This window comes from Bacillota bacterium (genome assembly GCA_040754675.1).
In the GTDB taxonomy this organism is placed as follows: Bacteria; Bacillota; Limnochordia; order Limnochordales; family Geochordaceae; genus Geochorda.
On sequence record JBFMCJ010000024.1, the window covers coordinates 1 to 18,652 of the forward strand.

The 18,652-nt window shown below is 70.1% G+C and carries 14 protein-coding genes and 1 pseudogene; 1 reads left to right on the forward strand and 14 read right to left on the reverse strand.

The window, feature by feature from the left end:
• The 3 genes from serA to AB1609_02775 form a co-directional block, all read right to left on the reverse strand.
• Positions 1 to 1,404, reverse strand: a 1,404-nt coding sequence (gene serA / locus AB1609_02765; protein ID MEW6045390.1) for a phosphoglycerate dehydrogenase, incomplete at its 3' end; no start/stop codon positions are given.
• Positions 1,401 to 2,582: an alanine--glyoxylate aminotransferase family protein gene (locus tag AB1609_02770; GenBank protein ID MEW6045391.1), complete on the reverse strand. Its 1,182-nt coding sequence runs from the start codon at positions 2,580 to 2,582 to the stop codon at positions 1,401 to 1,403. The genes serA and AB1609_02770, both read right to left, overlap by 4 nt.
• A 34-nt stretch (positions 2,583 to 2,616) precedes the next feature.
• Entirely contained in the window at positions 2,617 to 3,042 is a 426-nt protein-coding gene (locus tag AB1609_02775) for a hypothetical protein (GenBank protein MEW6045392.1), read from the reverse strand.
• 132 nt (positions 3,043 to 3,174) lie between these two features.
• On the opposite strand from AB1609_02775, the pseudogene AB1609_02780 reads away from it, so the two are divergent.
• Positions 3,175 to 3,768: pseudogene (locus AB1609_02780) on the forward strand (patatin-like phospholipase family protein).
• A 242-nt stretch (positions 3,769 to 4,010) separates the two neighbouring features.
• Here AB1609_02780 and argH read toward each other — a convergent pair.
• The 11 genes from argH to AB1609_02835 form a co-directional block, all read right to left on the reverse strand.
• The gene (gene argH / locus AB1609_02785; protein ID MEW6045393.1) at positions 4,011 to 5,432 is read right to left on the reverse strand and encodes an argininosuccinate lyase; all 1,422 of its coding nucleotides are present in this window, start codon (positions 5,430 to 5,432) and stop codon (positions 4,011 to 4,013) included.
• The gene (locus AB1609_02790; protein MEW6045394.1) at positions 5,429 to 6,643 is read right to left on the reverse strand and encodes an argininosuccinate synthase; all 1,215 of its coding nucleotides are present in this window, start codon (positions 6,641 to 6,643) and stop codon (positions 5,429 to 5,431) included. Before AB1609_02790 ends, argH begins: the two co-directional genes overlap by 4 nt.
• A 34-nt stretch (positions 6,644 to 6,677) precedes the next feature.
• Positions 6,678 to 9,947 (reverse strand): carbamoyl-phosphate synthase large subunit, encoded by a 3,270-nt coding sequence (carB, locus tag AB1609_02795; GenBank protein ID MEW6045395.1) that lies wholly within the window; start codon positions 9,945 to 9,947, stop codon positions 6,678 to 6,680.
• A 16-nt stretch (positions 9,948 to 9,963) separates the two neighbouring features.
• Complete coding sequence (locus AB1609_02800; protein ID MEW6045396.1) at positions 9,964 to 11,181, reverse strand: aspartate aminotransferase family protein; 1,218 nt, start codon at positions 11,179 to 11,181, stop codon at positions 9,964 to 9,966.
• A gap of 3 nt (positions 11,182 to 11,184) precedes the next feature.
• Positions 11,185 to 12,072, reverse strand: a complete 888-nt coding sequence (argB, locus tag AB1609_02805; GenBank protein MEW6045397.1) for an acetylglutamate kinase — start codon at positions 12,070 to 12,072, stop codon at positions 11,185 to 11,187.
• Between the two features lie 32 nt (positions 12,073 to 12,104).
• Positions 12,105 to 13,388, reverse strand: a complete 1,284-nt coding sequence (argJ, locus tag AB1609_02810; GenBank protein ID MEW6045398.1) for a bifunctional glutamate N-acetyltransferase/amino-acid acetyltransferase ArgJ — start codon at positions 13,386 to 13,388, stop codon at positions 12,105 to 12,107.
• A 49-nt stretch (positions 13,389 to 13,437) separates the two neighbouring features.
• Positions 13,438 to 14,508 carry an N-acetyl-gamma-glutamyl-phosphate reductase gene (argC, locus tag AB1609_02815; GenBank protein MEW6045399.1) on the reverse strand — a complete coding sequence of 357 codons (1,071 nt, stop codon included), beginning with the start codon at positions 14,506 to 14,508 and terminating at the stop codon, positions 13,438 to 13,440.
• Between the two features lie 112 nt (positions 14,509 to 14,620).
• On the reverse strand, positions 14,621 to 15,901 hold the full coding sequence (gene murA / locus AB1609_02820; protein ID MEW6045400.1) for a UDP-N-acetylglucosamine 1-carboxyvinyltransferase: 1,281 nt from the start codon (positions 15,899 to 15,901) through the stop codon (positions 14,621 to 14,623).
• Positions 15,902 to 16,035: 134 nt separating this feature from the next.
• Complete coding sequence (locus AB1609_02825; protein ID MEW6045401.1) at positions 16,036 to 16,695, reverse strand: class I SAM-dependent methyltransferase; 660 nt, start codon at positions 16,693 to 16,695, stop codon at positions 16,036 to 16,038.
• On the reverse strand, positions 16,679 to 17,608 hold the full coding sequence (locus AB1609_02830) for a ribonuclease H-like domain-containing protein (GenBank protein MEW6045402.1): 930 nt from the start codon (positions 17,606 to 17,608) through the stop codon (positions 16,679 to 16,681). Before AB1609_02830 ends, AB1609_02825 begins: the two co-directional genes overlap by 17 nt.
• Positions 17,609 to 17,637: 29 nt before the next feature.
• Positions 17,638 to 18,652: tetratricopeptide repeat protein (locus AB1609_02835; GenBank protein ID MEW6045403.1), on the reverse strand; the 1,015-nt coding region annotated here is incomplete at its 5' end.

Below are 18,652 nucleotides of genomic sequence, written 5' to 3' on the forward strand. Positions count from 1 at the left end.
CGACGAGACCAGCAGGTAGCCGGGCTCTTCCACGTTGATCCGGTACCCGTTGATCTCCAGGAGGCGGGGCCGCATGTTCGCCCCCACGTCGCCTGCGACCGCCGGCATCACCCCCCGGACGGTTCGAGGCGAGCGGATCGCAAGCGCGGGGCCGCCCTCCTCTCGGGCTGCCTCCTGGCCGGCCTTCTGGCTGTGCGTCTCCAGCACCTCCATGCCCCGCCTCCTGGCGAGTATGGAGGCGTTTGCCAGCGTCACCCCTTCCGGCGTGATCGGCGTCAGGATGCCCAAGAGCGCCGAGGCCGTCAGCGCATGAGCACCGGCGGCGTGGGCGAGTTGGCCCTGATAGACGATCTCGATCTGGTCGAGCGCCTCGGGGCCGAAGAGCTCCGTGAACGCGCGGCCCAGCCGCCTGGCCAGGTCCACGTACGGGCGAAGGCGCGGCCAGGCCTCGGCAGGAACCGAGGGGATGTTGACGGCGTGATGCGGGAGTTCCCCTGCCAGCACCCGAAGAACCTCTTCGGCCACGGCCACAGCCGCCTCGCCCTGCGCCTCCTTCGTGCTTGCGCCGAGGTGCGGCGTCATCACCACGTTGGGCGCCCCCATCAGGGGGCTGCCGGAGGGCGGTTCCTCCGCGAAGACGTCGACGGCGGCCCCCGCCAGCCGCCCTTCTGCCAGCGCGTTCGCCAGGGCCGCTTCGTCCACGATGCCGCCCCGGGCGCAGTTGATGAGGTATGCGGTGGGGCGCATGCGCTTGAGGCGTTCGGCGTCGATGAGATGGCGCGTCTTGGGCGTCAGGGGGCAGTGAAGGCTCACGAAGTCCGACCGGGCAAGCAACTCGTCCAGCTCGGCGAGCTGCGCGCCCAGCTGCGCGGCACGGTCGGCGGTTACGTACGGGTCATAGGCCAGCACAGCCATGCCGAAGGCCCGCGCACGGCGCGCCACCTCGGAACCGATCCGTCCCAGCCCCACCAGGCCCAGCGTCTTACCGGCGAGCTGAACCCCCATGAAGTGCCGGCGTTCCCACCGCCGTTCCAGGGCAAGGGAGTGGTGCGCCCAGGGAATGCGGCGCGCTACCGACAGCATCAGGGCCATGGTGTGCTCGGCGGCGCTTGTGGTGTTGGCCTCAGGAGTGTTGACGACCACGACACCTCGCCCGGTGGCCGCCTCCACGTCGATGTTGTCGACGCCGACCCCGGCTCGCCCCACGACCATCAGCCGCCGGCCTGCCTCGAGCACCCGGGCGTCCACGCGGGTTTCGCTGCGGACGATCAGGCCTTCATACTCCCCGATCCGCTCCAGAAGCTGAGCCCGGTCCATCCCGGGCCGGAGATCCACCTGGGCGCCGCCCTGCCGCAGCCGCTCGATGCCCGCCGACTCCAGGGGGTCGGCCACCAGCACCCTCACCGCGCGGCCGCCTCCTCATGGCCCGCCCAGATTCGCTCTGCGGCGGCGACTCCGGCCCCCGGCTGCACGGGAGCGCCGAGCCGGGCCAGCGCCACCTCGGCAGCCGCCACGGCGCCAATCATGTCCAGCGGCGTGGCGTAGCCCATGTGGCCCACCCTCAGGATCTGCCCGGCGAGCTTGCCCTGGCCGCCCGAGAAGACCACCCCGAGCTGTTCCCTCGCGACCCTGCGCACCGCCTCCACGTCGACCCCGGCGGGAGGCCGCACCGCCGTCACCGTCGGCGAGGCAAAGCGCGTCTCGACCATCAGCTCGAAGCCGGCCGCTGCGAGCCCCGCCCGCACCATGTCCCGCATCAGGCGGTGGCGAGAAAGCCTTGCGTCGCTGCCCTCCGCCTCCAGAAGGCCGAGCGCCTCGTCCACCGCGTATACCACGGACAGGGCCGGCGTCCACGGCGTCTGGCCCTTCTCGAACATGCGCCGGGCAGCCGCCAGATCCAGGTAGTAACGGGCGGCCCGGCTTTCCCCGACCCGCTGCCAGGCCCGGGGCGAAAGCGCCACAAAGGCCAGCCCGGGGGGCGCCATGATGCACTTCTGGGATGCGCTCACCACGGCGTCCAGGCCCCAGGCGTCCATGGACAGCGCCGCGCCGCCCAGCCCGCTAACCGAGTCGACCACGAACATCGCCTCGGGCGCCGCCTCGTGACACGCGGCGCTCAGGGCCCGGATGTCGTTGATGACCCCGGTGGACGACTCGTTGTGGGTGGCGAAAACCGCTCGAACGTCGGGCATGGCCGAAAGCCGCCTCGCAAGCTCTCCGGGCTCTGCGCCGGTGTGCCAGGGGTATTCGTATCGCTCGACCCGAGCGCCGAACGCGCCCGCGATCTCCGCCCACCGGTGCCCGAAAACCCCGCCGTCCAGCACCAGCACCCGGTCGCCGGGGGAGATGAGGTTCGCGCACGCCGCCTCCATGCCGGCCGTCCCGGATCCCGTCAGGATGGCCACGAAGCTTTCCGTCTCGAAGAGGCGCTGAAGGCGGCGGGTGAGGCGGGCGATGAGTTCGGCGAACTCGGGGCCTCGGTGGTTGATCATGGGCCGCGACATGGCCCGCAGCACAGAGGGCGGTACGGGCGTCGGCCCCGGGATCCGCAGGTCCTGCTTCTCGGCAAAAGTGTTGCTCATGCTGGTCGTCGCCGCCTTTCCCCGGTCCACGAGTTTACACCCGCGCCCCCGCCACGTTCTTGAGGCGCGCTCCGAACGCCCGCGCCTCCTGCTCCGAGGCGAGGTCCGCGAAGTCCTCGACCCAGGCCCCCTGGCGCTCCAGCGCGGCCATCAGCTGCTTCAGAGCCCGAGTGGCACCGAAGCCGCCGCGCCGCACGAACGCCGCGGTGCGCTTGCCCTCCAGGCGGGTGCTGCGGGCGAGTACCTCCACGATGTCCTCGGCCGCCCTCCCCCGGAAAAAGCCGAGGGTGGGGCTGCCCACGCAGACGAGATCGTAAGCTCCCATGCTGATAGGCTGCGTGCGCGAGGGGTCGGCTTTCATCAACTCGGCCCGCACGCCGGCAGACTCAAGCCCGTCGGCGACGGCCCGGGCCAGCCGGTCCAAAGCCCCCCGGGCGCTGTACAAGATAAGTACCCGCACTCCGCTTCTCCCACCTTCGGGCGTTTAGACTTTGGCCGCGTTACCTTGGTTTTTCGCTTCCTCAGGACAACTCCCTGTCGGGCGGCCACCTGGCATAGCTTAGATCTCCGGGCGTTGGGGGTTGCGTCGCCTATGCGGATCCTGGGTGTTGCCCTCGGTGCCGGCGCCATGCGCGGGGCGGCCCACATCGGGGTGATCCAGGCGCTGGAGGAGGCAGGGCTTGCGCCGCGCGTCGTGGCCGGGTCCAGCGTCGGAAGCCTGGTGGGAGCGCTGTACGTTGCGGGCGTCAGCTCTCGGGCCATGCAGGCCGTCGCCCCCGAGCTTCTGGCCGAAGTGCGCTGCGAGCTGCGGCTCTCAGCCTGGGGAGCTCTCATACTCGGTTCCCGCCTCACGCTGGAGGCCCTGGGCCGCGCCCGCCCAGCCACTCCCGGAGGCCTTGCGGCCGGGGGCCGCCTCGAAAGGTGGTTGCGCCGCCGCCTGCCGGTCGACGACCTGGAGCACCTGGAGCGCCCCTTCGCGGCCGTCGCATGCGACCTGCACTCCGGCGAGACGGTCCTGCTGACGCGCCGCGCCTGGATTGCCGGCGCGCTGCCTCCCCGCACCGTAGTGGTCGACCGGATTCCCGTTGCGGCAGCCGTGCGGGCAAGCTGCTCCATCCCCTGGTTTTACACCCCCCGGCGGCTGGCGGGCCGGGCGCTGGTGGACGGCGGCACGGTGGAGCCGGTGCCCGCCCGCGCCTGCAGGCTGCTGGGAGCCGACGTGGTGGTGGCGGTCGACCTCGGTACGGGCCACCGGCAGGACGGCGACGTGCATGGGTTCACCCGGGTGCTCGACCGGGCCGCGGCCATCGCGCTGCAGCACCTCACCGACCTGCAGCTGGAACGCTTCGCCGATGTGGTGGTGCGCCCGCCCCTCGACGACCCCCGTGCCTCCGGCCGCAGCGGGGTGGAGGCGTGGATCCGGGCAGGCTACGAAGCCGCCCGGGAAGCCGAGCCCTCCATCCGCCGCATCCTCTCCCGCGCCGCCGCCACCGCCGCGTGCACCGCCTCAGGCGCGGTACCCCCCGCGAGGCCCCGGGCGCTCAGCGCCGCCTCGAAGTCCAGGCAGGCGGCCGCATCCTCCTCGAACAGGGGGCTGTAGCGCCTGAGTTCCTCGACGGAATAGTCCGTCAACCGCCTGCCACCCGCCTGCGCGTCTGCCACGATGCGGCCGACCAGCCGGTGCGCCTCCCTGAACGGCACGCCCTTCCGGGTCAGGTAATCGGCCAGTTCGGTGGCCAGCAGATCCGGCGTGCACGCATGAGCCATCCGGTCGCGCCGGAAGCGCAGGGCCCCCACCAGTTCGGCGGCCATCTCCAGGGCCAGCAGGGTCTGGTCGGCGGCGTCGAAGACCGGTTGCTTGTCCTCCTGCAGGTCCCGGTTGTAGGCCAGGGGCAGCCCTTTCAGGACGGTCAACAGCGCCACCAGATGGGCGCTCGTCCGGCCCGCCCGGGCACGGATGAGTTCAGCGGCGTCCGGGTTTTTCTTCTGGGGCATCATGCTGGAGCCGGTTGCCAGGCGGTCGGGCAGCTCCACGAAGCCGAAGGCCGGGTGGTTCCACATGACCAGTTCCTCGGCAAGCCGGCTCAGGTGAACCATGATGAGGCTGCACGCATACAACAAGTCGCACGCGAAGTCCCGGTCGGAGACGGCGTCCAGGCTGTTTTCGCTCACGCACTCGAACCCCAGCTCCCGGGCGACAGCCTCCCGGTCCACGGGGAAGGCCACCCCGGCCAGCGCCCCCGAACCCAGCGGCAGCACCGCAGCCCGGCGAGCGGCCTCCCGCAGGCGATCCCTGTCCCGGAAGAGCATGGCCACGTACGCCATCAGGTGGTGCCCCAGCGTCACCGGCTGCGCCGGCTGCAGGTGGGTCAGACCCGGCATGACGGTGGCGGCCTCCTGCTCGGCCCGCTCCAGGAGGACGTGCTGCAGGCGCGCCGCCGCCGCGTCGAGCAAGCTCGTGGCATCCCGCACGAACAGCCGCAGGTCGGTGGCCACCTGATCGTTGCGGCTGCGGGCGGTGTGGAGCCGAAGGGCCGGCTCCCCGATGCGTTCGAAGAGCAGCCGCTCGATGGCCGAGTGCACGTCCTCGTCCGGCCCGTCGAGAAGCTCGGGCCGCGCCCGGATCTCCTCGGCCAGCGCCTGCAGGCCCTCGACGATGCGCCGGGCGTCTTCCTGCGGGATGATCCCCTGCCGGCCCAGCATCCGGGCGTGCGCGATGCTCGCCGCTACGTCGTACGGCGCGAGCCTTCGGTCGTAGCCCAGTGAGGTCGTGAAGCGCCGGAGGAGCTGATCCGCCGGCTCTTTGAAGCGCCCTCCCCACATGGAGGCCCACGGGGCGCCGCCGCTCACAGCCGCTCCCCCAGGCGCGCTGAAAGCCTCGCCTCGACATACTGCGGCAGTCCGAACAGGCGGATGAACCCCTCGGCGTCCTTCTGCCGGTAGACCGTGTCGGCGCCGAACGTCGCCAGATCGAAATCGTACAGCGAATACGGCGAAGAGCGCCCGACGACCTGGACGCCGCCCTTGTACAGCCGCAGCCGCACCCGCCCCGTCACCTTCTTCTGGGTCTCGTTCACGAAGGCGTCGAGGGCCCGCTTCAACTGCGAGTACCACTGGCCGTAGTAGACGAGCTCCGCAAAGCGGACCGCCACCATCTCCTTGAAGTGGAACGTCTCGCGGTCAAGCGTGAGGCTCTCCAGTTCCCGGTGTGCCACGTGCAAAAGCGTGCCGCCGGGCGTCTCGTAGACCCCCCGGGACTTCATGCCCACGACGCGGTTTTCCACGATGTCGACCCGCCCGACGCCGTGGCGGGCGCCCAGGGCGTTGAGGGTTTCCAGGAGCTCCCGGGCCCCCATCTCGTGCCCGTCGACCGAGACGGGATAGCCTTCCTCGAAGCCGACGGTGACCTCTTCGGGTTCGTCGGGCGCCGCCGCCGGGTCGGCCGTCCACAGGAACATGTCCGGATCCGGCGCCCGGTCCGGGTCCTCGAGGATCCCGCCCTCGTAGCTGACGTGCCACAGATTGCGGTCGATGCTGTAGGGCCTTTCCCGGGTCACGCCGACGGGGATGCCGCGTTCTTTAGCGTAGGTGATCTCGTCCTCTCTGGAGCGCAGGTCCCACTCCCGCCAGGGGGCGATGACCCGCAGCTCCGGGGCCAGCGCCCGGTAGGCAAGCTCGAAGCGCACCTGGTCGTTGCCCTTGCCTGTGCAGCCGTGGGCCAGCGCGTCCGCCCCCTCCTCCTTCGCCACCTTCACCTGGCATGCCGCAATCAGCGGCCGGGCGAAGCTCGTGCCGAGCAGATACCGTCCCTCGTAGATGGCGCCAGCCCGCAGCACCTGGAACGCGTAATCCCGGGCGAACGTCTCCCGCACGTCCTCCACCACGGCCTTGCTCGCCCCGCTGCGCACCGCCTTCTCCGCGACGGCCTGCAGGTCTTCGCCCTGCCCCACGTCGGCGATCAAGGCCACGACCTCACACCCGTAGTTCTCCCGGATCCACGGGATCATCACCGACGTGTCCAGGCCGCCCGAATACGCCAGAACCACCTTCCGGACGTCCATGGCCCCGAAGCCCCCCATCCTGATACCCCTGCCTTCAAACCGCCCGCCCGGCCGCTGCCCGCAAGGGGTGCCGGGCAAGGCGCGACGTGTACTCCTGGAGGGTCAGCGGCTGCGGGAACTCGCCGGCTCGAAGCTGCGCCGCCGCCTCGGCCAGTGCCGCTGCCAGATCCAGGGAGGTGAAGCACGGCACCTTGAACTCGACGGCCGCCCGCCTCAGCTTGAAGCCGCTCCGCTCGGGGATGCGGCCGCGAGTGGGCGTGTTGATGACCAGGTCCACCTCGCCCGTCCGCACCAGGTCCACGACGTCCGGGTGGCCCTCGCCGATCTTGTGGACGAAGCTGCTCGCCACGCCGTGTTGGGCCAGGAAGCGCTGGGTGCCCGCCGTGGCCACGATGCGAAAGCCCAGGCCGGCGAGCCGGCGCACCGTGGGAAGCGCCTCTTCCTTGTCCCGGTCGGCCAGGGTCACGAGGGCCGTGCCCGACGCCTTCACGGTCATCCCGGCCGCGACGAGCGCCTTGTACAGGGCCCACGGGTAGTCTCCGTTGATGCCCAGCACCTCGCCGGTGGACTTCATCTCCGGGCCCAGCAGCACGTCCACGTCGTCCAGCTTGTCGAACGAGAAGACCGGCGCCTTGACGGCCGCGAACGGCGGCGGGTTCGTAGACGAGTAAAGGAGGCCATCCTGGGGCCATCCCAGGTCTTGCAGCCGTGCGCCGGCCATCACCTGGGTGGCCAGCGCCACCATGGGGACCCCCGTCACCTTGCTCAGATATGGAACGGTGCGGCTGGCGCGGGGGTTGGCCTCCAGAACGTACACCCGGCCCTGCGACACCACGAACTGCACGTTGAGAAGCCCCCGCACGCCGAGGGCCAGCGCCAGGCGGCGGGTGTAGTCGACGATGGCGCTCTCCTCCTCGGCGCTCAGGCGAACCGGCGGGAAGACGGCCGTCGAGTCCCCGGAGTGGATCCCGGCGCGTTCGATGTGCTCCATGATGCCGGGAATCAGCACGCGCTCCCCGTCGCAGATGGCGTCCACCTCGATCTCGCGGCCCTGGAGGTACCGGTCGAGGAGCACGGGGTGTTCGGGCGCCACCTGCACCGCCATCTTGATGTACTCCAAAAGCTCGTCCTCGTCGTGGCAGATCTCCATGGCGCGCCCGCCCAGCACGTACGAGGGCCGCACCATGAGCGGGTACCCCAGCTTGTTGGCGACGCCCAGCGCCTCCTCCATGCTGGAGGCGCTGGCGCCCTCGGCCTGCGGGATCCCCAGCATCCCCAGAAGCTCCGCGAAGCGCCGCCTGTCCTCGGCCAGGTCGATGGTGTCGGCGCTGCTGCCGAGCAGGCGAACGCCTGCATCGGCCAGCGGCCTGGCCAGGTTGATGGCCGTCTGCCCCCCGAACTGCACGATGACCCCTTCCGGCCGCTCCCGCCGCACCACCTCCAGCACGTCTTCCAGCGTGAGCGGCTCGAAGTAGAGCCGATCGGAGGTGTCGAAGTCGGTGCTCACCGTCTCGGGGTTGTTGTTGACGATGACGGCCTCGTAGCCCATGCGCTGCAGCGCCCAGACCGAATGCACAGAACAGTAGTCAAACTCAATCCCCTGCCCGATCCGGATCGGCCCCGCCCCGACCACCAGCACCCGGGGCCTGGGGCTGTCGGGCACCTCGTCCTCCCGTTCGTAGGCGGAGTAGTAGTAGGCCGTCTTCGCCTCGAACTCGCCGGCGCAGGTGTCCACGCTCTTATAGACCGGCACCACTCCCAGTTCGCGGCGCAGCGCCCGCACCTGGGCCTCTGTCAGGCGGGCAAGCTGTGCAATCCGGCGGTCCGAGTACCCCAGGCGCTTGAGTTCAAGCAGCCATTGCCGCAGTTGCCCCGGGTTTTCGGCCAGCTTCTGGCCGGCTTTCACGATGCGTTCGATGACGGCGAGGAAGTACGGCGAGACCCGGGTGAGGTGGTGAAGCTCCTCCACCGAAAAGCCCCGGCGCAGCGCCTCCGCCACCGCAAACAGCCTGCGGTCGTCGGGCGCGGCCAGTACGCGGCGCAGTTCCCCATCCGTAAAAGCGGCCACCGAGCGGTCAAACAGCCCGTCGTACCCGGCCTCGAGGGAACGCACGGCCTTCTGAAGCGCCCCCGCAAAGGTGCGGTCGATGGCCATGACCTCGCCCGTGGCCTTCATCTGGGTGCCCAGCTGCCGGTCTGCCAGGGGGAACTTGTCGAAAGGCCACCGGGGGATCTTGACGACCACGTAGTCCAGGGCCGGCTCGAACGCCGCTGTCGTCTGCCCGGTCACCGCGTTGGGAATCTCGTCGAGGCGCAACCCCACGGCGATCTTGGCCGCGACCCGGGCGATGGGGTATCCCGTGGCCTTGGAGGCCAGCGCCGAGGAGCGGCTGACCCGGGGGTTCACCTCGATGACGTAGTAGCGCCCCGATCCGTCAGGGGCCAGGGCGAACTGGATGTTGCAGCCCCCCTGGATCCCCAGGGCGCGGATGATCTTGATGGCCGCCGAACGCAGCGCCTGGTGCTCCCGGTCGGTGAGCGTCTGGCTCGGGGCGATCACGATGCTGTCCCCCGTGTGGATGCCCATGGGGTCGAAGTTCTCCATGTTGCAGACGGTGATGCAGTTGTCGGCGCCGTCCCGCATCACCTCGTACTCGATCTCTTTCCAGCCCACCACGCTCCTCTCGACCAGGATCTGGCCGATGAGGCTGCGCTTCAGGCCCCGGGAGGCCACCTCCCGGAGCTGCTCCGGCCGGCGGGCGACGCCGCCCCCCGTCCCGCCCAGCGTGTACGCCGGGCGCACGATGACGGGATAGCCTATGGTTTCGGCGAACGCCAGCGCCTCCTCGAGCGTGGTGACGGTGCGGCTCTCCGGGACCGGCTCGCCGATAGCCTCCATGGTGGCCTTGAACTGCTCCCGGTCTTCCGCCTTTTCGATGGCGGAGAGGGGGGTTCCCAGGAGCTCGACCCCGAGGCGGTCGAGCACGCCCCGCCGCGCCAGTTCGAAGGCCAGATTGAGCCCGGTCTGGCCGCCCAGCGTGGGAAGCAGCCCCTGCGGGCGCTCCCGCTCCAGGATCCGCTCCAGCACCTCGGGCACCAGCGGCTCGAGGTAGATGCGGTCGGCCATGTTCTCGTCGGTCATGATGGTGGCGGGGTTGGAGTTGACCAGCGCCACCTCCAGGCCCTCTTCCCGCAGCGCCTTGCACGCCTGGGTCCCCGCGTAGTCGAACTCGGCGGCCTGCCCGATGATGATGGGTCCGGATCCGATGACCATGACTTTGTGGAGATCGTTGCGCCTGGGCATTGTTAACGGTTTCCTCTTAAGCCTCCCCGGCAGCAGCCGCGTCGCGGATCGCGGCTTCCAGGATCGACGCGGCCCGGTCGGCCTCGTCCCGTCCGATGACCAGCGGCGGCAAAAGCCTCAGCGCCTTCTCGGCCACCACGTTGACCAGAAGGCCCCGCTTGCGGCAGGCCTCCGCCACCGCACGGGCCGGCACATCGAACTCGATGGCCAGCATCAGCCCGAGTCCCCGCACCTCCACCACGTGGCCGGCCCGCCGCCCGGCCTCTCGGAGCCGTTCGGCGAGGTACGAGCCCACCTCGGCCGCCCGCCTCACCAGCCCCTCCTGCTCGATGGCCTCTAGCGCCGCCAGCGCCGCCCGGCAGGCGAGGGGGTTGCCGCCAAACGTCGAGGCGTGGTGGCCCGGAGCGAAGGCGCAAGCCGCCGGCTCCCTGGCCAGAAGCGCCCCGATGGCCACGCCGCCCCCGAGCGCCTTGGCCAGCGTCACCGCGTCCGGCACGATGCCGTAGTGCTCGAAGGCGAACAGCCGGCCCGTGCGGCCGAGCCCTGTCTGCACCTCGTCGATGATGAGAAGCGCCCCGCTGGAATCCGCCGCCTCCCGGGCCGCCCGCACGAATCCGGGGTCGGCCGGGTGGACGCCGCCCTCCCCCTGCACGACCTCCAGCAGCACGGCCGCCGTGCCGCGGTGCACGCTCTCACGGAGGGCACGGGCGTCGTTGAACGGGACATACCGGAAGCCTGGCACCAGCGGCTCGAAGCCCTCGTGGTAGCGGAGCTGCCCGGTCGCCGACAGGGCCCCGAAGGTGCGGCCGTGAAACGACCCGGTGGCCGTGACCACCTCGAAGCGGTGCTCGCCGCGGTTGTAGTGGTAGCGGCGCGCCAGCTTGATGGCTGCCTCGACGGCCTCGGCGCCGCTGTTGCAGAGAAACGTCCGGTCGAAGGGGGTGTGTTCGGCGAGCCACTTCGCCAGCAGCGCCTGGGGCTCGGTGTAGAAGAGGTTGGAGACGTGCATGAGTTCCGCGGCCTGTTGGGCCAGCGCCTGTACCACCCGGGGATGGCAGTGTCCCACCGCGTTCACGCCGATCCCCGACACGAAGTCGAGATAGCGCCCGCCCTCGGCGTCCCAGACCCAGCAGCCGCTTCCCCGCACGAGCACGAGCCGATCCCGGCGGTAGGTGTGCATGAGGTACCGGTCGGCAAGGGCCGTCACGTCCGAGGGGGCCAGACCTGCCATCATGCGTCAGCTCACCACCATCGTTCCGATGCCCCGGTCCGTGAAGATCTCCAGCAAGAGCGCGTGCTGCACCCGCCCGTCGATGATGTGGGTGCGCGGCACTCCGGCCTCGAGCGCCCGGATGCACGCCTCTACCTTGGGCACCATGCCCCCCTCGATGGTGCCTTCCTGAATCATGCGGCGGGCCCGCTGGATCTGCAGCGCGGAGATGAGCGAGGCCGGGTTGCCGGGTTCTTCCAGGATGCCCTCCACATCGGTGAGGATGATGAGCTTGTCGGCGCGAAGCGCCGCCGCCAGCTCGCCTGCCACGCTGTCGGCGTTGATGTTGTAGCTCTCGCCGGCGTACCCGGCCCCGATGGGCGCCACGACGGGGATGTAGCCCTGGTCCGTGAGCAGGTTGAGGAGTTCGGGGTTGACCCGCTCCACGTCTCCCACGAAGCCAAGGTCCACAGTCTCCGGCGAAGCGCTTTCCCTGGCGGCCTGCTCGAGGCGCTTTCGCGCCACCATCAAGTTGCCGTCGTGCCCGGACAGCCCCACGGCCTTCCCGCCGAACCGGTTGATGGTGGCCACCATGTCCATGTTGATGAGCCCCATCATGACCATGCGAACCACCCGCATGGTTTCCGTGTCGGTGACGCGCCGCCCGTTGACGAACTGGGGCTCCTTTCCCAGCGCCTTCATCACTTCGGTGATGGCAGGGCCCCCGCCGTGCACGAGAACCGGCCGCACCCCCACGTACCTGAGCAGGATCAGGTCAAGGGCAATGCTGCGCTGAACCTCCCCGCCGGGCATGGCGCTGCCGCCGTACTTGATGACGAACGTCTTGCCGAAGAAGGCGCGGATGTAGGGCAGCGCCTCCACCAGCACGCCGGCCCGCTGAATGATCTGCTCCAGGCTCAACGCCGACCCAAACCCCCTCAAGCGTTTTAGGAACGGTAGCTCGAATTGATCCGCACGTACTCCTCGCTCAGGTCGCACGTCCAGGCGCTGGCCTCGCCGTGCCCGCCCGTGCCGAGGTCGATGGTCAGCCGCACCTCGCCGTCCAGAAGCGCCTCGCGGGCCGAAGCGGTGTCGAAGGGCACCTCCCGGCCGCGGCGCGCCACCAGCACGTCACCCAGCCACACCGAGAATCCCGCCGGATCCATCTCGACGCCCGAGTACCCGGCGGCCGCGGCGATGCGGCCCCAGTTGGGGTCGCCCCCGTGCACCGCGGTCTTGACCAGGTTGGAGCCCGCAATCACGCGCGCACACCGGCGCGCCTCGAGGGCGGTGAGGGCGCCGAGCACCCGTACCTCCACCAGGCGCGAGGCCCCCTCGCCGTCCCGGGCGATTTCCTTCGCCAGGTACGTGGCCAGTTGCTCAACTCCTGCTGCAAACCGATCGAATTCTTCGCTCCCCGCCTCCAGGGCCGGCCCGCCGGCCTGGCCGCTAGCCAGCAGCACCACCATGTCGTTGGTGCTCGTGTCTCCGTCGACGGTGATCATGTTGAACGTCCGGTCCGCCACCTGGCGCAGCAGCGTCTGCAGCGCCTGGGCCTCGACCGGAGCGTCCGTGGTCAGGAAGGCGAGCATGGTGGCCATGTTGGGGTGGATCATCCCCGACCCCTTGGCCATCCCCCCCAGGCGCACCGTCCGTCCGCGGCCCAGCGGGAGCTGCAGCGCCATCTCTTTGGGGCGGCGGTCGGTGGTCAGGATGGCGCGGGCGGCGGCGGCCCCCCCGGACCCGGAGAGGTCACGGCACGCCTGCTCGATGCCGTGCCGAACCGCGGGCATGGGCAGCGGAACGCCGATGACCCCGGTCGAAGCCACCAGCACCTGCTCGGTGTCCAGGCCCAGCTCGGCGGCGCACGCACGGGCCATCGCCTGCGCGTCCAGGAGCCCCTGTTCGCCGGTGCACGCATTGGCGTTGCCGCTGTTGACGACCACTGCCCGGATGCGGCCGGCACTCCTTTCCAGGTGCTCCCGGGTCACCAGAAGCGGCGCTGCCTTCACCCGGTTGGTGGTGAAGACGGCGGCCGCGGCGCAGTCGTCCGGCGAGTAGATGACGGCCAGGTCGGGGCGCTGGCGCTTGATGCCGCAGTGCACCCCGGCAGCTTGAAAGCGCAGGGGGAAGGTGACCCCCGCACCCGACTCGGGGGCTGCGGGAGGAATGCCCGCATCGTGCGACTTCACCGAGGTCTCGACGCGTATGCCCATGTGTGAGCCGTTCACCTGGCTCCCTTCTCGCAAAAAGTGCGCCGGGCCCGAGCACGGCTTTCCGTCACGGGTAGAGCGGAACGTCCCTTAGCCCTTCCGCCTCGTCCCAGCCCATGATGAGGTTGACGTTTTGCAGCGCCTGGCCGCTTGCGCCCTTCACCAGGTTGTCGATGGCCGCCATGGCCACCACGGCCCCGGCGCTCGGATCCCACCGCACGGCCACGTCGCAGAAATTGGAACCCAGCACCCGCTTCGTCTCGGGCAGAAGGGGCGGCTCCAGCACCCGCACGAAGGGGGCCCCCTCGTAGAAAGCCCGGTACCGCGCGGTCAGCTCCTCGGTGGCGATCTCCCTCCGGACGGTCGCCACGCACGTCGCCAGGATGCCGCGGCTTGCGGGCACCAGGTGTGGCACGAAAACCACCCTCACGCGGGCACCTTCCGGGACGCGGGCGCCCTGGGGGGTGCGGCCCTCCGAGGGCAGGAGGCGTGCCAGGTAATCGGCGATCTCCGGAGTGTGGCGATGGCCGGGGACATTGTATGGCCGGACGTTTTCGGTGGCCGCCGGGAAATGGTACATCGGCCCCGGCTGGCTCCCGGCCCCCGAGATCCCCGAGGTAGCCGAGACCACCACGGGCCGGTCGACGTCGAGAAGCCCTGCTGCCGCCAGCGGGGCCAGGGCCAGCAGCGCCGCGGTCGGGTAGCATCCCGGGTTCGCCACCAGGCGGGAGCGGGCGATGGATTCCCGGAAGAGTTCCGGGAGGCCGTAGGCGGCAAGCGGCAGGAGCTCCGGATGCGGATGCGGCCGGCCGTAGACCTTTTCGTAAAGGGCAGCGTCGGGCAGCCGGAAGTCGGCCGAAATGTCCACGACTGCGGCCCCGGTCTGGAGCAGCGCGGGGGCGAGCTCGGCCGCGGTCCCGGAAGGCGTGGCGAGGAAGATGACCCGTGCCTCGCCGGCGAGCTCCCAGGGATCCTCGGCGGCCGAGAAGCGCCGGTCGACGATCCCCAGAAGCGACGGGTAGACCGAGCCGACCGGCTGACCTGCATGAGAACGCGACAATATCCAAGCAAGCTTCAGCCCGGGATGGCGAACGATGAGCCGCAGGAGTTCCAGCCCGGCGTACCCCGACCCGCCCACGACGCCCACCGGAACTGGAGAGGTCGGGGGTTCTCTCTGTTCTGACGCTGTTTGCGGCTGCATGGGCGCATTATCGCGCCGGCTGGATAAACATGCAACCCCCACCAGGGGCCTAGACGTACTGGATGTCGGCCCCAAGCGAGGCGAGCTTGTCGACCATACGGTCGTAGCCGCGGCGCACGTGGTGGAAGCCTTCGATGATCGTCTCGCCCTGTGCCGAGAGGGCCGCGATCACCAGGGCGGCTCCCGTGCGCAGGTCGGTGGCCGTGACGGGGGCACCGCTCAGCCGCTCCACGCCGATGATGACCGCCGTGCGGCTGTCCGTGCGGATCTGGGCGCCCATGCGCTTGAGTTCGTCGATGTGACGGAAGCGGTCCTCGAAGACTCGCTCCGTCACGATGCTGGTGCCGTCGGCCGTAAGCAGGAAGGCCGACAGCTGCGGCTGCAAGTCGGTGGGAAAACCGGGATACGGAAGCGTCTTGACGGATGTGGGCAGCGGGCGGCGGTCGAGCGACGCCGCGAGATGATCCAGGCCCACCTCGATGCGGGCGCCAGCCTCTTCGAGCTTCGCCAGCAGCGACTCCAGGTGCTTGGGGATGACGTTCTCCAGCACGATCTGGCCCCGGGTCGCGAGGGCCGCCAGAAGGTAGGTGCCTGCCTCGATACGGTCGGGGATGATGGTGTACGAAGTGCCGGTGAGCCGCATCCCCCCCTGGATGCGCACCAGGTCCGTGCCGGCCCCCACCACGCGGGCGCCCATGGCCACCAGGAAGTTCGCGAGGTCCACCACCTCGGGCTCCTTGGCAGCGTTGTAGATGACGGTGGTGCCGGAGGCGGCGGTCGCGGCCATCATCAGGTTCTCGGTAGCGCCCACGCTGGGGAAGTCCAGGTAGATTTCGCTGCCGACCAGCTGATCGGCCTCGGCCACCACGTAGCCGCGCTCGACCCGCACCCGGGCGCCGAGCTCCGCCAGGCCCTTGAGGTGCAGGTCCACGGGGCGCGGCCCGATGTCACAGCCCCCCGGGAGCGGTACGACAGCCTTTCCGAGCCGGGCCAGGAGCGCCCCCAGCAGAAGCGACGACGCCCGCACCTTCTTGGCTTCGTCGTAGGGCACCTCGTGCTTCAGCGTGCCGGGCACAGGCGTGACGCGGACCACTCCCTCGCGCCGGTCGACCCGGGCTCCCAGACTTTCGAGGATGCGGATCATGACGTCCGCGTCGGTGATGTCCGGAAGCTGCCAGAGTTCGCACCGTCCGTCCGCGAGGAGGCATGCCGGAAGAAGGGCCACCGCGGCGTTCTTCGCCCCGCTCACCCGCAGGCGGCCGGAAAGCCGTACGCCGCCACGCACCCGCACCCGGTCCGTGGAGGCCCGGGTGCCCACCTCTTCTACCATTCCCTAACCCTTTCTTTACCGTCCGAGGCGCCGGGAAGCTCTTCGGCAGGCTCGCCTTGCGTCCCTCCGGAATCCGGTGGGGCTCCTGCCACATACAGCAGTTGCAAACGCCTCGCCTTAGCCTTAGGGCACCCTCAGCGGCCGCCGCGGCAGGCGCACAAGACGCGATATCCCCCGCCGCGTTCCACGAGATCCACCGGCCCGAGACGTTGCTCGAGCGCCCGGGCGAGGCTGGCCGCTCCCTGGCGGGTGCGAATGACCAACCACAACCTCCCACCCGGGGCCAGGACTCGTCCCGCCTCCGCCACCCATCTATAGATCACGTTGCGGCCGGCTCGAACAGGGGGATTGGTCACCACCGCATCCAGGCTCGCATCGGAAAACGCCTGCAGCCCATCGCCCACCACCACGGCCACGGGAAGGCGGTTGAGCGCTGCGTTGCGCCGGGAGAGCTGTGCGGCGCGCTCGTTGACCTCCACCAGCACCACCTCAAGGCCCGAAAACCGCGCCGCAATCATCAGGCCCAGCGCCCCGTACCCGGCCCCCAGATCCACCACCCGCCGGGCGCCGTCCGGGCGGAAGGCCTCGGCGAGCAGCCGGGTGCCGGGGTCAACGTGCCGGTACGAGAAGACGCCCCGGTCCGTCCACAGCTGCAGGCCCACTTGGCCCAGCGTGAAGCGGATGCGCTGGGGCCGGTGCGCGGCCTGGGGCCGGCGCGTGAAGTAATGGTCATGCACGGCGATCAACTCGCACCGCTTGCCCTGTTTTCCGCAGTCATCATCCGGCCGGCGCAAGCTGTTGCGCCGCTCCCGCGACGGCTCCCCACAACCTGACCAGCGCCTTGAGGTCCAGCAGGTTGTGTTGCAGCACCGGCTCAATCCACGCCCGTTCACGGGTCTCGACGAAGCGGCGGTAGTACTCCGGCACCAGGCAGGACGGGATGGACGGTGGCCGCGCGCCCCCCGTCAAGAACCGATCCACGCTCTCCAGCCGGGCGTCTGGCAGAACGGCGCGGAAGCGCCGCCGTGCCTCGGACAGCAGGTCGAGCACGTGCACGGGCGGCCACCCGTCCCCGTAGGCTGCCCCGTGGTAGACCCGCCGCATGTTCACGAAAGGCATGTCGAAGGCCCGGCCGTTGTATGTGACCACAGCGGCGGCCGACCCCACGGCCAGCTCGATGGCGCGCAAGAGCACCGGCTCTTCCTCGAAGCTCCGGGCCAGGAGCAGCGTGAAGCGCCAGGTGCCCGCTTCCCAGCGTGCAAAGCCAGCCAGAAAAAGGGGAAAGACCGGAGCCAGCCCCATGGTCTCCACGTCAAGGAAGAGAAGCTCGCCGGCACCGAACAGCGACAGCATGTCCCCGTCCGGGACACGCCGCCGTCGCAGTTCGTCGATGCGCCGTTCCACGAGGCTCTGCCACGCCCGGGCAGCCTCAGCGCCCCAGACGGGGTGGTGCTGCAGGGTGACAAGGTCCCCGAAGCCCTGTTCCCTGAGGCGGCGCTCCCGCACCGGCCCGATGCCCCGCACGAGGCGCGTCCTGGCGAGCCACGCCTCTTCCCGGTGCCATGGCCTGCCAACAGGCCCTGCCTCTGCTTGCGGGAGCCCGGATGCACGTCCGGGCGGCACGATCTGCTCGCACCGCCACACGGCCCCGCCGCCCGGCAGGTGCCACTCTTCACCGTCTTCCAGCCGGACCGCCGACACCTGCATGAGCCCTGCGCGCCCGCCGCCATCAAGGCTTATGGCCCGGCCGCTTGCCCCTTTTCCTGCTCCAACCGGCCGAGAGCCTGGCGTGCCTTGGCCAGGTCAGGGTCAAGCTGCAGAGCCTGCGTGAAGAGCCGCCTGGCTTCCTCCACACGGTTGAGCGAAAGCTGGACGACGCCGAGGTGGTACAGGACCTCCGCCTGCGACTCGGGGTCATCCCCCGAAAGGGCCACCGCCCGCTCCAGCACCGCAACCGCCTCTTCGGCCCGCCCGTTGTGGAAAAGCGCCCACCCGTACGTGTCCAGCACGGCGCCATGTGGCTGGGCGCCCGACAGGTCCATGGCCTTCTGCGCGAGTTCCAGGGCCACGGAGAGGCTCAGGCCGAGCTCCGTGTACAGGTACGCCAGGTTGTTGTAACCGAGGGGCGACTCCGGCGCCAGGTGAATCACCTGATCGAACTCGCTGGACGCCGTCACCCAGTCGCCCGTCTCCATGGCAATGTTGCCCAGCAGGTTGTGGGCGTTGACGTTGTACGGGTCAATGCGCACAAGCGCCCGGAAGCGCTGCGCCGCTTCGGCGTAGCGCTTCTCGCGGTACAGCGTGCGGGCCTCGCTGTCGAGCCGCGCCAGCTCCTCCAGCGTGCTCGAATCCGGCCGCTTCAGGTCCCCGGCCGCCTCGCCCAATTGAACCTGCTCGAACCGCAGCCGGTGCGCCTCCTCCTCGTCTCCCACCACGGCCTCCAGGACGAACCACCCGCCCGGCGGCCGGCGTGCCAGGGTCAGCCGCCCGAGCCTGCCGAGCACGGGTGCCTCGTACTCCACCGTGGTGACGGCAGCGCCCACGTCGAAGCGCACCGCCTTCACCAGCTTCTGCGCCGCCCCGCCGCCGGTCGTCCCCTGCACCGTCGCCTCCAGGATAAGCCCTGTGTCGGAGTCCACCACCAGCGTCGCCTGCTGCCCCGGTTCGGCGTCCATCAACGTCGCCTCCACGGCCGGCCGGCCCAGCACCCTCACATTGCGGTTGAGCACCAGGCGGGATCCGGCTGGCAGC

Bases quoted from the DNA above. Each gene is read 5' to 3' on its own strand.
- murA (MEW6045400.1), bottom strand. From the start codon at position 15,901: ATGGTAGAAGAGGTGGGCACCCGGGCCTCCACGGACCGGGTGCGGGTG.
- AB1609_02790 (MEW6045394.1), bottom strand. From the start codon at position 6,643: ATGGACGTCCGGAAGGTGGTTCTGGCGTATTCGGGCGGCCTGGACACG.
- AB1609_02830 (MEW6045402.1), bottom strand. From the start codon at position 17,608: ATGCAGGTGTCGGCGGTCCGGCTGGAAGACGGTGAAGAGTGGCACCTG.
- AB1609_02770 (MEW6045391.1), bottom strand. From the start codon at position 2,582: ATGAGCAACACTTTTGCCGAGAAGCAGGACCTGCGGATCCCGGGGCCG.
- AB1609_02800 (MEW6045396.1), bottom strand. From the start codon at position 11,181: ATGATGGCAGGTCTGGCCCCCTCGGACGTGACGGCCCTTGCCGACCGG.
- carB (MEW6045395.1), bottom strand. From the start codon at position 9,947: ATGCCCAGGCGCAACGATCTCCACAAAGTCATGGTCATCGGATCCGGA.